At 68.5% G+C, this 15,490-nt stretch carries 15 protein-coding genes; 9 read left to right on the forward strand and 6 right to left on the reverse strand.

Annotated features, from left to right (window positions below; genetic code table 11):
* Together AB0B61_RS55605 and AB0B61_RS55610 are read right to left on the reverse strand one after the other, a co-directional pair.
* The coding region (locus tag AB0B61_RS55605; protein ID WP_358450102.1) for an MFS transporter at positions 1 to 846 on the reverse strand (846 nt) is incomplete at its 3' end.
* A complete protein-coding gene (locus tag AB0B61_RS55610; RefSeq protein WP_358450104.1) occupies positions 843 to 1,403 on the reverse strand; it encodes a helix-turn-helix domain-containing protein in 561 nt (186 codons plus the stop codon). The genes AB0B61_RS55605 and AB0B61_RS55610, both read right to left, overlap by 4 nt.
* A gap of 167 nt (positions 1,404 to 1,570) precedes the next feature.
* Between AB0B61_RS55610 and AB0B61_RS55615 the strand changes: the two genes are divergently transcribed.
* From AB0B61_RS55615 to AB0B61_RS55625, 3 genes are read left to right on the forward strand one after another with little or no spacing between them, the layout of a single operon-like run.
* Positions 1,571 to 2,158 carry a dihydrofolate reductase family protein gene (locus AB0B61_RS55615; RefSeq protein WP_358450106.1) on the forward strand — a complete coding sequence of 196 codons (588 nt, stop codon included), beginning with the start codon at positions 1,571 to 1,573 and terminating at the stop codon, positions 2,156 to 2,158.
* A complete protein-coding gene (locus AB0B61_RS55620; RefSeq protein WP_358450108.1) occupies positions 2,155 to 2,493 on the forward strand; it encodes a YciI family protein in 339 nt (112 codons plus the stop codon). The genes AB0B61_RS55615 and AB0B61_RS55620 overlap by 4 nt, the downstream gene beginning before the upstream one ends.
* Entirely contained in the window at positions 2,490 to 3,722 is a 1,233-nt protein-coding gene (locus AB0B61_RS55625) for an RNA polymerase sigma factor (RefSeq protein WP_358450110.1), read from the forward strand. Before AB0B61_RS55620 ends, AB0B61_RS55625 begins: the two co-directional genes overlap by 4 nt.
* Before the next feature lie 335 nt (positions 3,723 to 4,057).
* Here the strand turns inward: AB0B61_RS55625 and AB0B61_RS55630 are convergent, their stop codons facing one another.
* Complete coding sequence (locus AB0B61_RS55630; protein WP_358450112.1) at positions 4,058 to 4,267, reverse strand: hypothetical protein; 210 nt, start codon at positions 4,265 to 4,267, stop codon at positions 4,058 to 4,060.
* 138 nt (positions 4,268 to 4,405) lie between these two features.
* Here AB0B61_RS55630 and AB0B61_RS55635 point away from each other — a divergent pair, with 138 nt between their 5' ends.
* Positions 4,406 to 4,717, forward strand: coding sequence for a hypothetical protein (locus AB0B61_RS55635; RefSeq protein ID WP_358450114.1), 312 nt, complete (start codon positions 4,406 to 4,408; stop codon positions 4,715 to 4,717).
* A 144-nt stretch (positions 4,718 to 4,861) separates the two neighbouring features.
* Here AB0B61_RS55635 and AB0B61_RS55640 read toward each other — a convergent pair whose 3' ends face one another.
* Positions 4,862 to 5,347, reverse strand: a complete 486-nt coding sequence (locus AB0B61_RS55640) for a GNAT family N-acetyltransferase (RefSeq protein ID WP_358450116.1) — start codon at positions 5,345 to 5,347, stop codon at positions 4,862 to 4,864.
* Positions 5,348 to 5,606: 259 nt separating this feature from the next.
* Between AB0B61_RS55640 and AB0B61_RS55645 the strand changes: the two genes are divergently transcribed.
* The 5 genes from AB0B61_RS55645 (at position 5,607) to AB0B61_RS55665 (ending at position 13,616) form a co-directional block, all read left to right on the forward strand.
* Positions 5,607 to 7,844, forward strand: coding sequence for a glycosyl hydrolase family 28 protein (locus AB0B61_RS55645; protein WP_358450118.1), 2,238 nt, complete (start codon positions 5,607 to 5,609; stop codon positions 7,842 to 7,844).
* A gap of 215 nt (positions 7,845 to 8,059) precedes the next feature.
* Positions 8,060 to 11,839, forward strand: a complete 3,780-nt coding sequence (locus AB0B61_RS55650; RefSeq protein WP_358450120.1) for a S8 family serine peptidase — start codon at positions 8,060 to 8,062, stop codon at positions 11,837 to 11,839.
* A gap of 38 nt (positions 11,840 to 11,877) precedes the next feature.
* Complete coding sequence (locus AB0B61_RS55655; protein ID WP_358450122.1) at positions 11,878 to 12,369, forward strand: hypothetical protein; 492 nt, start codon at positions 11,878 to 11,880, stop codon at positions 12,367 to 12,369.
* 289 nt (positions 12,370 to 12,658) lie between these two features.
* On the forward strand, positions 12,659 to 12,970 hold the full coding sequence (locus tag AB0B61_RS55660) for a hypothetical protein (protein ID WP_358450124.1): 312 nt from the start codon (positions 12,659 to 12,661) through the stop codon (positions 12,968 to 12,970).
* Positions 12,971 to 13,190: 220 nt separating this feature from the next.
* A complete protein-coding gene (locus AB0B61_RS55665; RefSeq protein ID WP_357940466.1) occupies positions 13,191 to 13,616 on the forward strand; it encodes a DUF4440 domain-containing protein in 426 nt (141 codons plus the stop codon).
* 36 nt (positions 13,617 to 13,652) lie between these two features.
* Here AB0B61_RS55665 and AB0B61_RS55670 read toward each other — a convergent pair whose 3' ends face one another.
* Both AB0B61_RS55670 and AB0B61_RS55675 read right to left on the reverse strand, forming a co-directional pair.
* Complete coding sequence (locus tag AB0B61_RS55670) at positions 13,653 to 14,741, reverse strand: hypothetical protein (protein WP_358450127.1); 1,089 nt, start codon at positions 14,739 to 14,741, stop codon at positions 13,653 to 13,655.
* Positions 14,738 to 15,223, reverse strand: a complete 486-nt coding sequence (locus AB0B61_RS55675; RefSeq protein WP_357940462.1) for a SigE family RNA polymerase sigma factor — start codon at positions 15,221 to 15,223, stop codon at positions 14,738 to 14,740. Before AB0B61_RS55675 ends, AB0B61_RS55670 begins: the two co-directional genes overlap by 4 nt.
* Between the last annotated feature and the right edge of the window lie 267 nt (positions 15,224 to 15,490).

Genomic DNA, 15,490 nt, shown 5'->3' on the forward strand with positions numbered 1-15,490 from the left:
GGCGGCGAAGGCGCCGGCGACGCCGCCCGCGCTGGTGGCCGCTAGCAGCGCGCCGGTCGTGCCCGCGGACAGGCCGATGTCGCCGACCAGGAAGACCACGAGCAGCGACTGGTAGCCGGTCAGCGCCAGGTTGGCCACGCAGCCGTAGAGCATGTTGCCACGCAGCAGCGGGTCGCCCACCACCGTACGCAGCCCGTCCCTGATCTCGCTGCGCAGCCGCCGCCGGGGTCGCGGCTCCACGATCTCGACGTGCCTGACGCGCATCAGGCAGAGCGCCGAGACGGCGAAGCTCACCGCGTCCACCACCAGACCACCGAGGGCGGAGGCGAGCTGGGCGAGGAGCCCGGCGACGCCGGGCCCTGCCAGGTTGGCCACCTGCTCGCTGCCCTGCAGCTTCGCGTTGGCCTCCAGCAGGTCGCGGCCCTCGACCAGCGACGGCAGGTACGCCCGGTAGGCGGTCGCGAAGAACACCTTCGCCGTCCCCGCGACCAGCGCGACCGCGACGAGCTGGCCGGTGGTCAGCACGCCGAGCAGGGCCGCGGCCGGAACACTGAGAAAGGCCGCCATCGACACCCAGTCGGCGACAAGCATCACCCTGCGCCGGGACAGCCGGTCGACCCAGGCCCCCGCGGGCAGGCCGACCAGCAGCCACGGCAGCCAGACGGCCGCCGCCAGCACACTGACGGCGAACGCGGAGGCGTGCAGCACGGTCACCGCGACCAGGGGCAGCGCGACACTGGTGACGGCGCTGCCCAGGCTGCTGGCGCTCTCGCCGATCCACAGCAGCCGGAAGTCACGCTGCCGGAGCAGACCGAACCTGGGCTTGGTCAGCGTCTCAGCCGTCATGGCTGCCCAGGAACGCCGCGGGCGAAGGTGAAGACGGTCGCGCGTTCCTGGCCGTCGTCGGGGATGTCGCGCTCGGCCCATTTATCCATGACGGCGATGATCTCGGCGGCGAACTGCGCCAGCTCGTCGTCGGTCGCCTGGATCCAGGTCTCGGTGGAGAACGGGCCGCGCTGCCAGCGTTCCTGCTCGGACTGGGGCTGGTCGGCCCAGCGCCGTACGTGGCCGACCTGTCGTTCCAGGTTGAGCGACTCCAGGGCGCGGGCGATGGCCTCGCCCGCCGCGTCCTCGGCGAAGTCCGTGGAGGACCAGCACAGCTTCTCCGAGGTACGCCGCCACCAGCGCTCGCGCCGGTCGCGGGCCAGCTCGGGCGCCTCCTCGATCAGGCCGGCGGCGGCCAGGGCACGCAGATGGTGGCTGACGTTGCCGACCGCCTCGCCCGTGCGCTGGGCGAGCACGCTCGCGGTGCCGGGGCCGTCGAGCTTCAACAGGTCGAGCAGGCGCCGGCGCACCGGGTGCGCCATGGCCGCGAGCACCCTGGAGTCGGTGATCTGGGACATACCACCAATCCTAGATGTACAAGAGTCATTGTGCAATACTTCTTGTGCTTCACGCGCAGTGGCACTCGGAGGGTTTTTGAGCTCGCCTGTCGATTCGGGCCATCCCTGTTCGTGTGAAGGGTGAGACGCCGGAACGAGGCCGGCTCCGAATCCGACAGGAGCTCGCCATGAGGATCGTCGTGACCAGCAACGTGACGCTCGACGGGGTGGCGCAGGCGCCGGGCCGGCCGGACGAGGACCCGCGCGGCGGCTTCAGCCACGGCGGCTGGGCCCTGCCCTACACCGACCACGTCATGGGCGCGGTCATGGGCCGGCGGATGGCCGAGGAGGGCAGCCTGCTGCTGGGCCGCCGCACGTACGAGGACTTGTTCGGTTACTGGCCCGAACAGAACGACGGCAACCCGTTCACGGAGGTGCTCAACCGGACACACAAGTACGTGGCATCGCGGACGCCGTCCCAGCCGCTGCCGTGGGTCAACTCGACCCTGCTGGACGGCGACGCGGTCGAGGCCGTGGCCGGGCTGCGAGCACAGCCCGGCCCGACCCTGGGCGTCATCGGTAGCCTGGACCTGGTCCGGCAGCTCGCTCGCCGTGACGTGATCGACGAGTACGTCCTGCTGATCCACCCGCTGGTGCTGGGCACCGGCAGTCGGCTGTTCGCCGACGACGGCGCCTCATGCCCGCTGCGGCTGACGGACAGCGTGACGACCACCACCGGCGTGGTGATCGCCACCTACCAGAGGGAGGCCCGATGACCGAGTACCTGCTCAGTGTGTACCAGCCGGACGGGCCGCCACCGGCTCCACCCATCCTCGACAAGATCATGAACGACCTCGAGGCGCTGAACCAGGAGCTGCGGGCCGCCGGCGCGTGGGTCTTCAGCGTGGGCCTGTACCCACCGACCACGGCCACGGTGCTCCGCGCTCAGGACGGCGACGTACTGATGACCGACGGCCCCTTCACCGAGGGCAAGGAACACGTCGGCGGCTTCACCGTAATCGAGGCCCCGGACCTGGACGCGGCCCTCGTCTGGGCTAGCAAGATGGCCCAGGCCAGCACCCTGCCCATCGAGGTCCGCCCGATCCGATGACACCCGATCCGATGGCGCCGGATATCGAGGGCGTGTTCCGGGAGGAGTACGGGCGGGCCGTGGCGGTCCTGGTGCGTGGCTTCGGTGACATCGACCTCGCCGAGGAGGCGGTCCAGGAGGCCTTCACCGAGGCGGTCAAGCGGTGGCCGTCCACCGGCCTGCCGCCCAGCCCCGCCGGCTGGATCATCACCACCGCCCGGAACCGGGCCATCGACCGGGTACGCCGCGAGGCGGGCCGCGACCGGCGGTACGCCGAGGCCGCCCGGCTGCACGTCCCCGACGAACCGGCTGAGGAGGGTCCCGTGCGCGACGACCGGCTGCGTCTGATCTTCACCTGCTGCCACCCCGCGCTGGCCACCGCCGCCCAGGTCGCCCTCACCCTGCGGCTGCTGGGCGGCCTGTCCACCGCGGAGATCGCCCGCGCCTTCCTGGTCCCCGAGCCGACCATGGCCCAGCGCCTGGTCCGAGCCAAAGGCAAGATCCGCGACGCCCGAATCCCCTATCGCGTACCCGCCGACGCCGATCTCCCGGCCCGGCTGCGATCCGTGCTGGCCGTGGTGTATCTGATCTTCAACGAGGGCTACACCGCGAGCTCCGGCGATCGGCTGACCCGCGAGGACCTCGCCGCCGAGGCGATCCGGCTGGGCCGCCTGCTGGCCGCGCTGATGCCCGACGAGCCAGAGGTCCTCGGATTGCTCGCGCTGATGCTGCTGGTCGAGTCGCGGCGGGCCACCCGGACCACCCCGGACGGCGACCTGGTGCTCCTGGCCGACCAGGACCGGGCCCGCTGGGAGCACTCCCTGATCGCGGAAGGTCAAGCCATCGTCCGGGCTTGCCTGCGGCGCGGCCGGCCCGGGCCGTACCAGATCCAGGCCGCGATCAACGCGGTGCACAGTGACGCGCCGTCGGCCGCGGCGACCGACTGGGGGCAGATCCTCCAGTTGTACGACCAGCTCGCCGCGGTGGCCCCGAGCCCGGTGGTCGCGTTGAACCGGGCGGTGGCGGTGGCCGAGGTCAACGGCCCATCGGCGGCGCTCGCCCTGGTCGACGACCTCGACCTGGACGGCTTCTACCTGTATCACGCGATCCGCGCCGACCTGCTCCGCCGCCTGGGCCGTGGGGCGGAGGCGGCACGGGCATATGAGGCGGCGATCGCCCACAGCGGCAACGCGGCCGAACGCGCTTTCCTGCGCCGTGCGGCTCTGGCAGTGGATCCGACCTCAGGCTGAGCCCGGCGCGCTTTATCCCGCCAATGCCGCCCTGGTGGTGGATCCGGCCTCGGGTTGACGGGTGCGGTCAGCGTCCGACAGCCGGTGTCCGCTCCGTCATAGCGGGGGTTTTCAGGGAGGCCACGGCCAGCGATGCGCCGTAACGGCGCCGGGCCCCGTGCGGGTCAGAGGCCGTCTCCCTGGAGGTCACCGACCCCGTACGGCGGATGGCGCCGGCCTGGCGGTGCCGTACAGGAAAGTCAAAGCGCCAAAAACGGAGATCACGTGGCCGCGGCGGGCAGCGGCGTAAAGGCGATGCCGTAACGGCGGTGCCGTACAAGAATCCGGGACGCAGGTCACGTGGCCACGTGGACGAAGTGGCCGCGGCGGGTGGGGAGGACGGCGGGACACGCGTCGGGCTCGTCGAGCCCGGCCAGGAGGATTTCGGCGAGCTGGCGGCGCTGAGAGCTGGTCAAGGTCATGGGCAGCACGATGGGCATCAGCTCGATGGCGCCGCCGGGTAGCTCGCGGACGTGGCAAGGCAGGAGGAGAGAGGAGTGAAGCACGCACCCACTATCGCAGCCGCCACCGACAGATCGCGGCGACTTGGTCTCACCGAGACCTGAGCGAAGCCTGCCTGACGCCTAAGGAGCACGATTACCCCTCCTGACCTTGGGTAACAGGATCAGAACAAAGGGGGAATCATGATCAAAAGGCTCCACAAAATGGGCATCCGGTCCAGCCATATGTACGCGGCCGGTATCGCGTCGATCGGTGCGTCCATCGCGTCCTGGCTGATGTCGAGGAACATGGAGAAGGCCGGCCTCGACCGGGCGGACCGCTGGGGGATCTTCGTCGGTCAATGGGCGCCCACGTTCCTCGCCCTGGGCGTCGCGCTCCGCATCGAGGAGACGCACATGGAGATCGACGAGGGGGCCGTCGGCGAGGAGGCGAAGGTGGAGATGTTCGACCGGGCGTCCGGCGGTGTGCGCTCCCGGACGCACGCGGGCACGTAGCCGCACGCGCTAATCACACGGAGCGAAACGACCAGCGAACCGACCGCAGGCCGCCTCTCACGGAGCGGCCTGCGGTCTGATGTCGAGAGAAAGCCAATACACGAGAGAAAGCCGCCGCCGTGAGAAGCCCAGTGCCCGAGAGTTCTAGCGCGGTTCGTCCGCGTGTGCGGCCAGGCGCTTGAGCGGTTCGTCGGTCAGTCTGAACATCGTCCACTCGTCGAGGGGTTCGGCGCCGAGCTTGCGGTAGAACCCGATGGCCGGTTCGTTCCAGTCGAGCACCGACCATTCGAGCCGGTGGTAGCCGCGTTCGGCGCAGATTCGGGCCAGCTCGGCCAGCAGCGCCTTGCCGTAGCCGGACCCGCGCATCTCGGGTCGGACGTACAGATCCTCCAGATAGATCCCGTGCGTCCCCCGCCAGGTCGAGAAGCTGAGGAACCACACCGCGAACCCGGCCACCTCACCGTCGTGTTCGACGACATGCGCGAACACGGCGGGCTCAGCGCCGAAGAGCACATCGCGCAGCTGCTCCTCTGTCGCCCGCACCTCATGCGCGGCCTTCTCGTACGTGGCCAGCTCATGCACGAGCTCGAGCATCGCGGGGACGTCGTCAACAGTGGCGCGGCGAATCATGGCCTCAGAGTAGTAGGGGGAGGCAAACGCCAGAACACCGGAACCGGTTGCAGTGATTTCGGCGCTTAGAGACCCGATGTTTTATGTCCGATAACCCCTCGATCTGGATGTTTCCAAATCCTATCCCTTGTCACATCCGACCTTTGAGCCTAGCTTGAGCGTCAGGTCTGCAACCGACTGTCAGGCAGGAGCACACACCCCCATGAGCGAATCCGCCTTACCAAGAGCAGCCGCATGGGTTGCCGCCGTCGTTCTGGCGATGTTCTCGATCGTCATCCCCGCTCAGCCCGCGGGGGCGCTGGCGGTGTTCAATGTCAAGGATTACGGAGCCACCGGCAACGGCTCCACGAACGACACCTCGGCCATCAATTCGGCCATCACGGCGGCCAACAGCGCCGGCGGCGGGACCGTGCAGTTCCCGTCAGGCACCTACAAGTCCGCCAACACCATCCACATGAAGAGCAACGTCACCCTCCAGCTCGATGCCGGCTCCACCATCATGGGCGCGTCCAACGACGACTACGACGCGCCGGAGTCGAACCCGAACGACAACTACCAGGACTACGGGCACAGCCACTTCCACAACGCGATGATCTATGGCGACCGCCTCACCAACATCGGGTTCGTCGGGACGGGCACCATCGACGGCGGCGGCAACCTCATCACCGGCAACCCCAATTCCGGTGAAGCGGACAAGATCATCTCGCTCACCCGGTGCGACGGGCTGACGGTCAGCGGCATCCGCCTGCGGCGCGGTGGCCACTTCGCGATGCTCACCAACGCCTGCAACAACATCACCTCGGACGACCTGCGGATCGACACCGCCAGCGACCGTGACGGCTGGAACGTCATCAGCGCGCAGAACGTCACGATCCGCCGCCCGAACATCGCGGCCAACGACGACGCCCTCGTCTTCAAGAGCGACTGGGCACTCGGCCAGACCTACGCCAACGGGAACGTCACCGTCACCGACGCCCAGCTCTCGGCCGTGTGCTGCAACGCGCTGATGTTCGGCTCGGAGACCTGCGGCAACTTCACCGGCTACCACTTCGAGCGCATCTCCATCAACGGCTCGAACAAGTCGGGTCTCGGCATGGTGTCGATGGACGGCACGGTCATCTCCGACGTCCACTACAAGGACATCACGATGACCAACGTACGGGCGGCGATCACCGAGAAGATCGGCACCCGCAGACGATGCGGCGGCAGCCCCGGCGTCGGCCGCATCGAGAACATCACCTACGAGAACGTCACCTCCTCCGGCCAGAGCGGCAACAACTTCACCGCCACCCTGTGGGGCGAGTCGAACACCAGCAACCGGATCCGCAACGTCACCTTCACCAACGTCGACCTGACCGTCCCCGGCGGCAACGGCTGCATGGGCACCGGCGTGCCGAGCAACGACGCGACGAACTACAACCCGAACAGCATCGGCACCCGGCCGGCGTACGGGTGGTACATCCACAACGCGCACGACATCAAGTTCGTCGACAGCTCGGTCCAGTTCAACTCCAACGACTGCCGGCCCGCGGTGATCGCGAACACGGGCAGCACGGTGTCGTTCGACCGGTTCACGGCCGAGCGGGGCAGCAACAGCCCGAATGACATGGTCTTCCAGACGATCACCGGCTACTGCGTCCAGAACAGCCAGAACACCGCCGGCGGAGCCCTGCGCGTCAGCGCCACCGGCTCTTCCGACACCTGTACGCCGGGCAACCCCGGCACCGAGTTCCTGGAGGCGGAGGACGCCACGATCTCCCAGGGCGTCGTGGAGTCCAACCACGCGGGCTTCAGCGGCACCGGCTTCGTCAACGGCGACAACCTGGTCGGCAGCTACGTGGAGTGGAGCGCGCCGGCGACGCAGGCGGGCAACACCACGCTGACCTTCCGCTACGCCAACGGCACCACGACCAACCGGCCGATGGACATCACGGTCAACGGCGTGCTGGTCGCCGACGAGTTCCCGTTCCCGCCGACCGGGGCCTGGACCACCTGGCAGTCCGTGACGGTGACCGCGCCGTTCAACGCGGGCGCGAACGCCGTACGCGCCACCTCCACCACGGCCGGTGGCGGCCCGAACCTCGACTACCTCGACACCGAGGTGGCCGGGCCGGCGCCCACGGAGTACCAGGCGGAGAACGCGACGATCTCCCAGGGTGTGGTCGAGTCCAACCACGCGGGCTTCACCGGCACCGGGTTCGTGAACTATGACAACCTGGTCGGCAGCTACGTCGAGTTCGCGGTGACGGCCGCCCAGGCGGGCAACGCCACGGTGGTCCTGCGCTTCGCGAACGGCACCACGTCCAACCGGCCGATGGACATCACGGTCAACGGCGTCCTGACCTCTGACGAGCTGGCCTTCCCCGCCACCGGGGCGTGGACGACCTGGACCACCGCCACAGTGACCGTCCCGCTCAACGCGGGTGCCAATGTGATCCGGGCGACCTCGACCACGACGGGCGGCGGCCCGAACCTGGACAAGATCTCGGTCGCCTGAGCGAACCTCTCCCCATCCGCCTTCCTGCGGGCGGAACGAACCGCCGCCCCGCCTCCACCGGCGGGGCGGCGGCTTCGTGAAGAGGGCCTTGAAGCTCGGCGGCTTCGTACGGAGGCCCGGCGGCTCGGCGGCAACGGCGCGCGATATAAAGATCACCAAGGAAAGCGCGCCATTTGGGAGCGCTCCCATAGGCCGAAAACGGGAGGACCTCTCCTTTGTTCTACAACCGCATCGCCGCGGTGTTCACCGGTATGGCACTCGTGCTCAGCACCACCGCCACACCCAGCTCGGCGACCCCGCCCACCACGACCAATAACACCGCCCCCACAAGAGGGCCCAGCACCGTCACCCTGATCACCGGCGACGTCGTCGACTACACGCCGGGCGAGAACGGCGAGCCGCCGAAATTAGCCACCCGGGCCGCGCCCCGGCCCGACGGCTCGACGGTGACGTTCGCCACGCTGCCCCACCGCGACGGAGGCACCCTGGTCATGCCGTCCGACGCCGCCGACCTGGTGGCCGCGGGCACCCTCGATGAGGAGCTGTTCGACGTCGAGACGCTCGTACGGGAGAACCGCGCCAAGGCGATCCCACTGATCATCACGTACAACGGCAAGCCCGGCGCGAAGGCGGCCGAAGCCCTGCCCGGCACCGAGCGCACCCGCACGCTGGACATCATCCACGGCGCGGCCGTGACAGTGCGGACCGCCGAGTCCGGCAAGCTGTGGTCGGCACTCCAGCCGGGTACCACGCTCAAGAGCGGCGTCTCCAAGATCTGGCTCGACCGCCGCGTCAAGGCGTCCCTCGACCAGAGCGTCCCGCTCATCGGCGCCCCCACCGCGTGGCAGAAGGGCTTCGACGGCGCCGGCACCAAGGTGGCGGTCCTCGACACCGGCATCGACGCCGGGCACTCCGACTTCGCCGGCCGCATCCTCGCCACCGAGAACTTCTCCACCACCCCGGACACCACCGACGTGGTCGGCCACGGCACCCACGTCGCCTCCACCATCGCCGGCTCCGGCGCGGCCTCCGACGGCAAGTACCGGGGAGTCGCGCCCGCCGCGTCGCTGCTCATCGGCAAGGTGCTCGACGACGACGGCTACGGCGAGCTGTCCTGGCTGATCGCGGGCATGGAATGGGCCTCGGCCCAGGGCGCCGACGTGGTGAACATGAGCCTCGGCGTGTGCTGCGGCGACGGCACGGACCCGACGAGCCAGGCGGTCAACGAGCTGACCAAGAAGTACGGGACGCTGTTCGTCGCCGCCGCGGGCAACGAGGGCGAGCCCCAGACGGTGAGCGTCCCCGCCGCCGCCGACAAGGCGCTCGCGGTCGGCGCGGTGGACAAGGTCACCGGTACGACCCTGGCCCCCTTCTCCAGCATCGGGCCCCGCCTCGACGACGCCGCGGTCAAGCCGAACATCGTGGCCCCCGGCGTCAACATCGTCGCCGCCCGATCCGGCGCCTCCGGCCAGCCGTCCATTCCGGGCAACGACCGCTACACCTCCTTCAGCGGCACCTCGATGGCCACGCCGCACGTCGCGGGCGCCGCGGCGGTGCTGGCCCAGCAGCATCCCGACTGGGACGCCGACGAGCTGAGCGCCGCCCTCGTGTCCACCTCGGCGCGCAACGCGGAGCACAACTGGTTCGAGGAGGGCGGCGGGCGGCTGGACCTCGGGCGCGCGGTCACCCAGAGCGTCTTCGCCGACCCGGTCGTCGACTTCCTCCGCCTCGAACGGGCCAAGGGCAGCGTCACCAAGAAGGTCACGTACCGCAACACCGGCGCCGCGCCCGTCACGCTCGCGCTTAAGGCCGACACCCGCGCCTGGAGCGGCGGACCCACCCCGGTGGGCGCGATCCGCCTGGGCGCGGAGAGCGTCACCATCCCCGCGAACGGCACCGCCACCGTCGACCTCACCGTGAACCCGGCCCTCGGCCCCGAGGGCGCCTACGGCGGCTGGGTCACCGCGACCGCGGGCGACTCCCGCCTGGCCACGCCCTTCAGCTACTACACGGGCCCGGACACGCACCTGCTGAAGATCTCACTGACGAACTCGTACGGCGCCAAGGAGTTCTCCTCCCGTCCCGGCCAGGGCGGGCGGCTGGGGCCGCTGGTCTACGTCATCCCGCTGCGGCGGAGCAACAGCCCGGATGACCCCTTCCATCCGTACGCGTACTATTACGGCCGCCTCGACCTGACCGGGAACGGCGAGCAGTACCTCCCGGACGGTGACTACGAGGTGATCGCCGTCGCGAACGAGACCTACATGAGGACCCGCACCTCCTTGGTCATCCGCGACGTGACCCTGAAGGACGACCAGACCCTCGACCTGGACGCCCGCGACACCGTCCCGCTCAAGCCGACCTCGCGCGCCGCCATGGACGCCGAGGGCAAGGTCCAGTACGTCCGGACCTTCACCGACCGCCCCTCCCCCATCTCGATCACGGCGAGCACGGAGAACGGCAGGCACGTGGACCTGTACGCCACGCCGGTGTCGTCGGTCAAGGCGGGCACGATGAGCCTGTCGCACATGTGGCAGATGGAGCCCGGCGTGCTGGCCGCCGCCACGGCGGGCCGGCTCACCCTCGACCCGTCCTACGAGGTCGACACGGTCCGCTCGCTCATCACCAAGCCCACCGACTATCCCCTGATCTACGCCGGTCAGGGCAGGCCGGCGGACTTCGAGGGCCTGGACCTCACCGGCAAGCTGGTCCTGGTGGGGGTGCCGCTGGGCGCCGGCCCGACGCCGTACAGCGACGCGACCCCGCGGATGGACGAGGCGTCCGCGCTGGCCAAGCAGGGCGGCGCCGCCGGTTTCATCGGTTTCTACGACGCCGACGGGGCCGGGACGCGGCTGCCGGGCTTCGCCGACACCAGGTTCCTGCGGTTCGGACTGGACGCGGCGCAGGGCCGCTCGCTGCGGGCCGTCGTCCAGCGTGGGACGACCTCGCTGCGGCTCACGCCGTACTCCGGGGAGCCCTCTTTCTACCGGCTGCGGTACGACTCGAAGGGGAAGATCCCCCGCAAGCCGGAGAAGCTGGACCGGGACCGCCTGGCCCGCGTCGAGACCCGCTACCACGCCGACCAGCCGAACGCCCAGGGACACCTGCTGGTGACGTCGTCCGCCGGTGCCGCCGAGCTGTCGTTCGGGCAGTGGGTGACGATGCCTTTCGAACGTACCGAGTACTACGGCCCGGTCCGCGATGACGTGCGCTGGTCACGCGCGGTCGGCAACCAGGGCTTGGAGCTGCGCTCGCAGGACACGTTCGGGCGGGCGGCCGGTACGGACGAGGACTGGTTCAAGGCCCCGCTGGTGCCCGGCGCCGCCGCCGGGCCGGCGCCCTGCGCGCTGTGCCGGGACGGAGACCGGTTCGTACCCGCCGAGCAGTGGCTGGACTCGGACCCGCGCCACTACAGCGACCTGAGCACGGTCTCCTCCGCTCCCCGTCTCATGGCGGGCGGCACCGAGATCCCGGTGCAAGGCTGGGGCCCCCGCTCGTTCACCGTGCCCGCTGGACCGTCGGCGTACCGGCTGGACACGGTGGACACCACCTACCGGACCTTGTCCCCCAAGGTGACCTCCGGCTGGCGGTTCACCTCGACGGGAGCGCCCTCCGGCAAGCCGCGCGACCATACGTGCAGCTTCGGTCCCGCCTGCGCGTTCCAGCCTGCTCTGGTGCTCAGGTACGACCTGCCGGTGGACCTGCTCAACCGGGCCTCTTCCGGGCGGCCTTTCACCTTCGAGCTGACCGCCCGCCCGGCGGCGCGTTCGGCTTCGGAGGCACGCTCGGCCCGGGTGGAGTACTCCGTCGACGACGGCACCACCTGGCGCCAGGCCGAGAACGTGCGCAAGCTCGGCGACGGCCGTTTCCGAGTGCGCATCCTCCACCCAGCACTGGCCGCCACCAGCGGCTTCGTATCACTGCGGGTGAACGCTGAAGACAAGACTGGCGGCACGGTCACCCAGACCGTCGACCGCGCGTACGGCCTGAAGTAACCTCTTCGGCTTCGGCGGCCACGGGATGCTCGCGTTCCGTGGCCGCCTACCCGCATGTCCAGTGCCAGCCGTTCCGGCACAATGGCAGCGAATTTGAGCCCGAGAACGGCGCGACGGTCGACGTTCGCGAGCATGACGACCTTGTCATGTCGCGCGCTGCACGTCGCGACACGCATGCTGGACTTCAGCAGCCCAAGGACACCCTGACCTCGCCGGCTCCGGGACGTCAGCTCTTTCTTCACCCTGGAGGAGCTCCACTGGCCGGCACCTGGGTCGACCGCCGGGTGCTCTCCCAGTCGGCGGTCGACTGGCAACGGCATGCGGTCGAGCGTCTGTTCGGCGATGATCCAGCGCTCGGTTCAAAGGCTTTCCGTCGAGAGCTCCAGGACTGCCTACGCGCTACCCTGACCATCGCCAGTGACAGTCGCCGGAAGCTGCGCCACCTCATCGACCTGGGCCGGCCCGGATACCCCGAAAATTCCGCCGGGGGAGCCGCCATACATACGCCGAAGTCGTGGTGTCACTGGTAGAGCCACGACTGAAGTACCCGCACTACATGCTCAAGAAGAAGGACCGTCGATCACGGTGAGCTTCGGGAGTACTCGACGGCGCTCAGCAGCCGCGATGACGGCCACGTCGAGCAGACGGAGCGAAAGGCCCTCAAGGGGTGCTTTCTATGGCCTATCACGCCGATGTGAAGCGGGGGTGGCGTCCTTGATCTACAGTGACAGTTCGGCAGAACGCCCAATTGGGTGGAACTACTCCGCCCTCGCAACCAGTTCTTCAGGAAGGCCCCGGCGGATGACCTGGAATGCATGGATGGGCGTACTTCACTGGGCAGCGTTCGTCATGGCCTGCGCGGTCGGGGCGTTCGGTTTGCTGGCGCTGAACACTAAGCTGCTGCATGCACGATGGCAGCGTCACCGGGGTGGAATCAGAGCGGGCCAACTGATTGCCAAGGCCGCCTGCTTGCTAGCGGTGTTTCTGATGGCCATGGCTAGCATTGCCCTCTTCGACTTTCCTCGCTGGCTGGTGCTGGCTCTGATCCCGCTTCAACTGGTATGCCTCGGCGGCTATATATGGTTGTGGTTGGTGGCACAGAGGATTGGATCGGAGAATGCGCCTCAATGAGGCACACCCCATCATGCTGGCGGAAACGGCCTGCACATTGGCCGCCGCCTCCGCCTCGGTCACCCAGACCACCGTCGCCTCGTCCTCATGAGCCACGGACAGACTCTAGAACCCCAAACCCATCCCGATCAGGTGATTTCGGGAAGTTTCCGCCGCACCGAGGCCAGGATCTCGCGAACCCCTGGTGACTAGCTGCTGATCCAGTGAAAGGGTCTCGTTCATGGACGAGCTTAGAGAATTGATCGAATCCTTCTTCAAGGCGGTCTCGTTCGACAAGGGTGGCCGGCCGTCCTACGCCGCGATCCACGATCTCTTCATCATGGACGGCAGGCTGATCAGGAGCGGTCCCGGCGACCCGGAAATCCTCACCGTCGCCCAATTCGCGACTTCTCGCGGCAAGCTGTTCGAGGCGGGCGAGCTCACGGCCTTCCGCGAAACCGAGTCGGCGGCGACAACGGAGACATTCGGCAACGTGGCTCATCGTTTCAGCACCTACCGGAAAGAGGGCGTCTTGAACGGGGCGCGGTTCACCGTAGAAGGCCTCATCTCAACTCAGTTCGTCCGGTTGGCGGGCGAGTGGAAGATGAGTTCCATGGCCTGGGACGATGAACGCCCCGGCCTGGTCATCCCCCAGCGATACAGATGACCAGGCAATACCGGCGACTGATCCGCAGCCGCCGGATCAACCCACCACGCCGGGAACGGCGTACTTACCTTCCGCGTGGAGCGGGAAGAGCTCACGGGCCTTTCCCGTCCGCACATTCACCGCGTAGGCCACCTCTGACGCACCGCTCGTGGACGACTGCTCGACGGCGATCAGCGTGATCTCGTCGGCCGTCAACCAACCGCCCAGCTTGTCCGGCAGCATGTTCTCCGGAAGGCCGGACACCGCCACCCGCTTCTGGGTGGCCCCGGTGAGGGCGTCGAAGATGACGATCGTTCCGTCTCTCCGCACCATGGGCGCCGTACGGCGCAGGACCTGCCCCACTCGAACGAGCGTGCGGCCATCGGGGTTCAAGGCGCTGAAAGCGTAGGTGAAGTCGGGGATGGTGACCGGCTTATGGCCACGCACCCAGACCTGGGTGGTGTTGTCGTACGGCTTGGCCAGCACCACCGGGCCGTCACCATCTGCCACGCTCACCGGCCACCAGCCCTTGTCCAGTTCCTCCACTGTCCCCTGCTCGACGTCCACGAGCATTTTCGGCTGACGCCGGCCACCCCAACCGGAGACGATGAAACGCAACCCGTTGGGTGACATCCGAAGGGCGTACTCGTCGGCGAAGTCCTCCTTCGGCTGCTTCAGCGGTGACTTCCAGATCCGGCCACTGGCCAGGTCGCGCACCACGATGCCGCGGCTCTGCACGCTGTAGTAGGCGATCCGGCGACCGTCAGCCGTGGCCGTCACCGGCCCCGGTCCGGCGGGCAGCTGGTAGATTTCGCCGTTTTGGGTGACGATGCGCCACCCGTCCTGCTTGCACCCTTCTGCGCAGGACGGCCGATAAGCCTGCTGTACCGGCGCGACCCCCTTCTCGGGCAGCGGGAGCGCCTTGGTCTCCGGTGGTGTGAGTACGACCGGCGGCACCCGCCGTACCTCTTGCTGGAGCAGCATGACGGAGCCGCCGGCGATCCCGACGACCACCGCGGCTGCGGCGGCCAGCGACAGGCGGACCACACGGCTGCGGCGGCGCGCTCCCCTGATCGCCAGGTCGGCCAGGTCGACGTCGGGAACGTGGGCGGCCAGCTCGTGCAGATCATCACGGAGCGTGTTCATCTGTCCACCTCCTGCGGGGTGAGCGCGCGCAGCTTCGACAGCGCGTAATGCGTCTGACTCTTGACCGTGCCCAGCGAGACGCCCATGAGCTGGGCGGTCTCGTGTTCGGTGCGATCTTCGTAGTAACGCAGCACGATCACCGTCCGCTGTTTCGGGGTGAGCTGGGCGAGCGCCTGAAGCAAGGCGAGCCGCCGCACGGTCGCCTCGTCGTGCGACTGGCCGACCTCCGGCAACTCGCTTCCCGGCAGCTCGACCCGCTTGCGTCTGCGCCAGGAGATGTTCTGGTTGACCAGGGCCTTACGGGCGTAGGCCTCGGGATTACCGCCCTTGGTGAGCTTGGGCCAGTGTGAGGCGACACGGGTGAGGACCGTCTGCAACAGATCCTCGGCGAGATGGGTGTCTCCAGTGAGCAGGTACGCCGTCCGCATCAGCGATTGCTGACGGGCACGCACGAACTCCTGGAACCCCTCAAAACGGTCCATGCTCTTAAGAACTCCGGGGAAGACTCCGAAGTTGGAATGCTCGCTTACATAGGGCCACCAGCACTACTGGGCGTGCCCCTGAAGGAGCCGTTCCCACAGCCGCTTCGCGTCGGCGACCCGAAGCCAAGGACTCTCACTGAGACGGATGCCCTCCGACGACCTCTCCGTACGGCGGAGCCGAGTCCGCCCGCCACGCAGAACTCGTACACCGTGATCAAGCATTCGCACGTGTGGCTTCGGACCCTGACGGAGTTGCTTCTGGCCACC

Origin of the sequence: Nonomuraea sp. NPDC049158, from assembly GCF_040648335.1 — a bacterium.
Taxonomy (GTDB): Bacteria; Actinomycetota; Actinomycetes; order Streptosporangiales; family Streptosporangiaceae; genus Nonomuraea.

Coding starts and splice junctions, on each gene's coding strand:
- AB0B61_RS55610 (WP_358450104.1), bottom strand. CDS start 1,403: ATGTCCCAGATCACCGACTCCAGGGTGCTCGCGGCCATGGCGCACCCG.
- AB0B61_RS55615 (WP_358450106.1), top strand. CDS start 1,571: ATGAGGATCGTCGTGACCAGCAACGTGACGCTCGACGGGGTGGCGCAG.
- AB0B61_RS55620 (WP_358450108.1), top strand. CDS start 2,155: ATGACCGAGTACCTGCTCAGTGTGTACCAGCCGGACGGGCCGCCACCG.
- AB0B61_RS55625 (WP_358450110.1), top strand. CDS start 2,490: ATGACACCCGATCCGATGGCGCCGGATATCGAGGGCGTGTTCCGGGAG.
- AB0B61_RS55635 (WP_358450114.1), top strand. CDS start 4,406: ATGATCAAAAGGCTCCACAAAATGGGCATCCGGTCCAGCCATATGTAC.
- AB0B61_RS55640 (WP_358450116.1), bottom strand. CDS start 5,347: ATGATTCGCCGCGCCACTGTTGACGACGTCCCCGCGATGCTCGAGCTC.
- AB0B61_RS55645 (WP_358450118.1), top strand. CDS start 5,607: ATGTTCTCGATCGTCATCCCCGCTCAGCCCGCGGGGGCGCTGGCGGTG.
- AB0B61_RS55660 (WP_358450124.1), top strand. CDS start 12,659: ATGGGCGTACTTCACTGGGCAGCGTTCGTCATGGCCTGCGCGGTCGGG.
- AB0B61_RS55665 (WP_357940466.1), top strand. CDS start 13,191: ATGGACGAGCTTAGAGAATTGATCGAATCCTTCTTCAAGGCGGTCTCG.
- AB0B61_RS55670 (WP_358450127.1), bottom strand. CDS start 14,741: ATGAACACGCTCCGTGATGATCTGCACGAGCTGGCCGCCCACGTTCCC.
- AB0B61_RS55675 (WP_357940462.1), bottom strand. CDS start 15,223: ATGGACCGTTTTGAGGGGTTCCAGGAGTTCGTGCGTGCCCGTCAGCAA.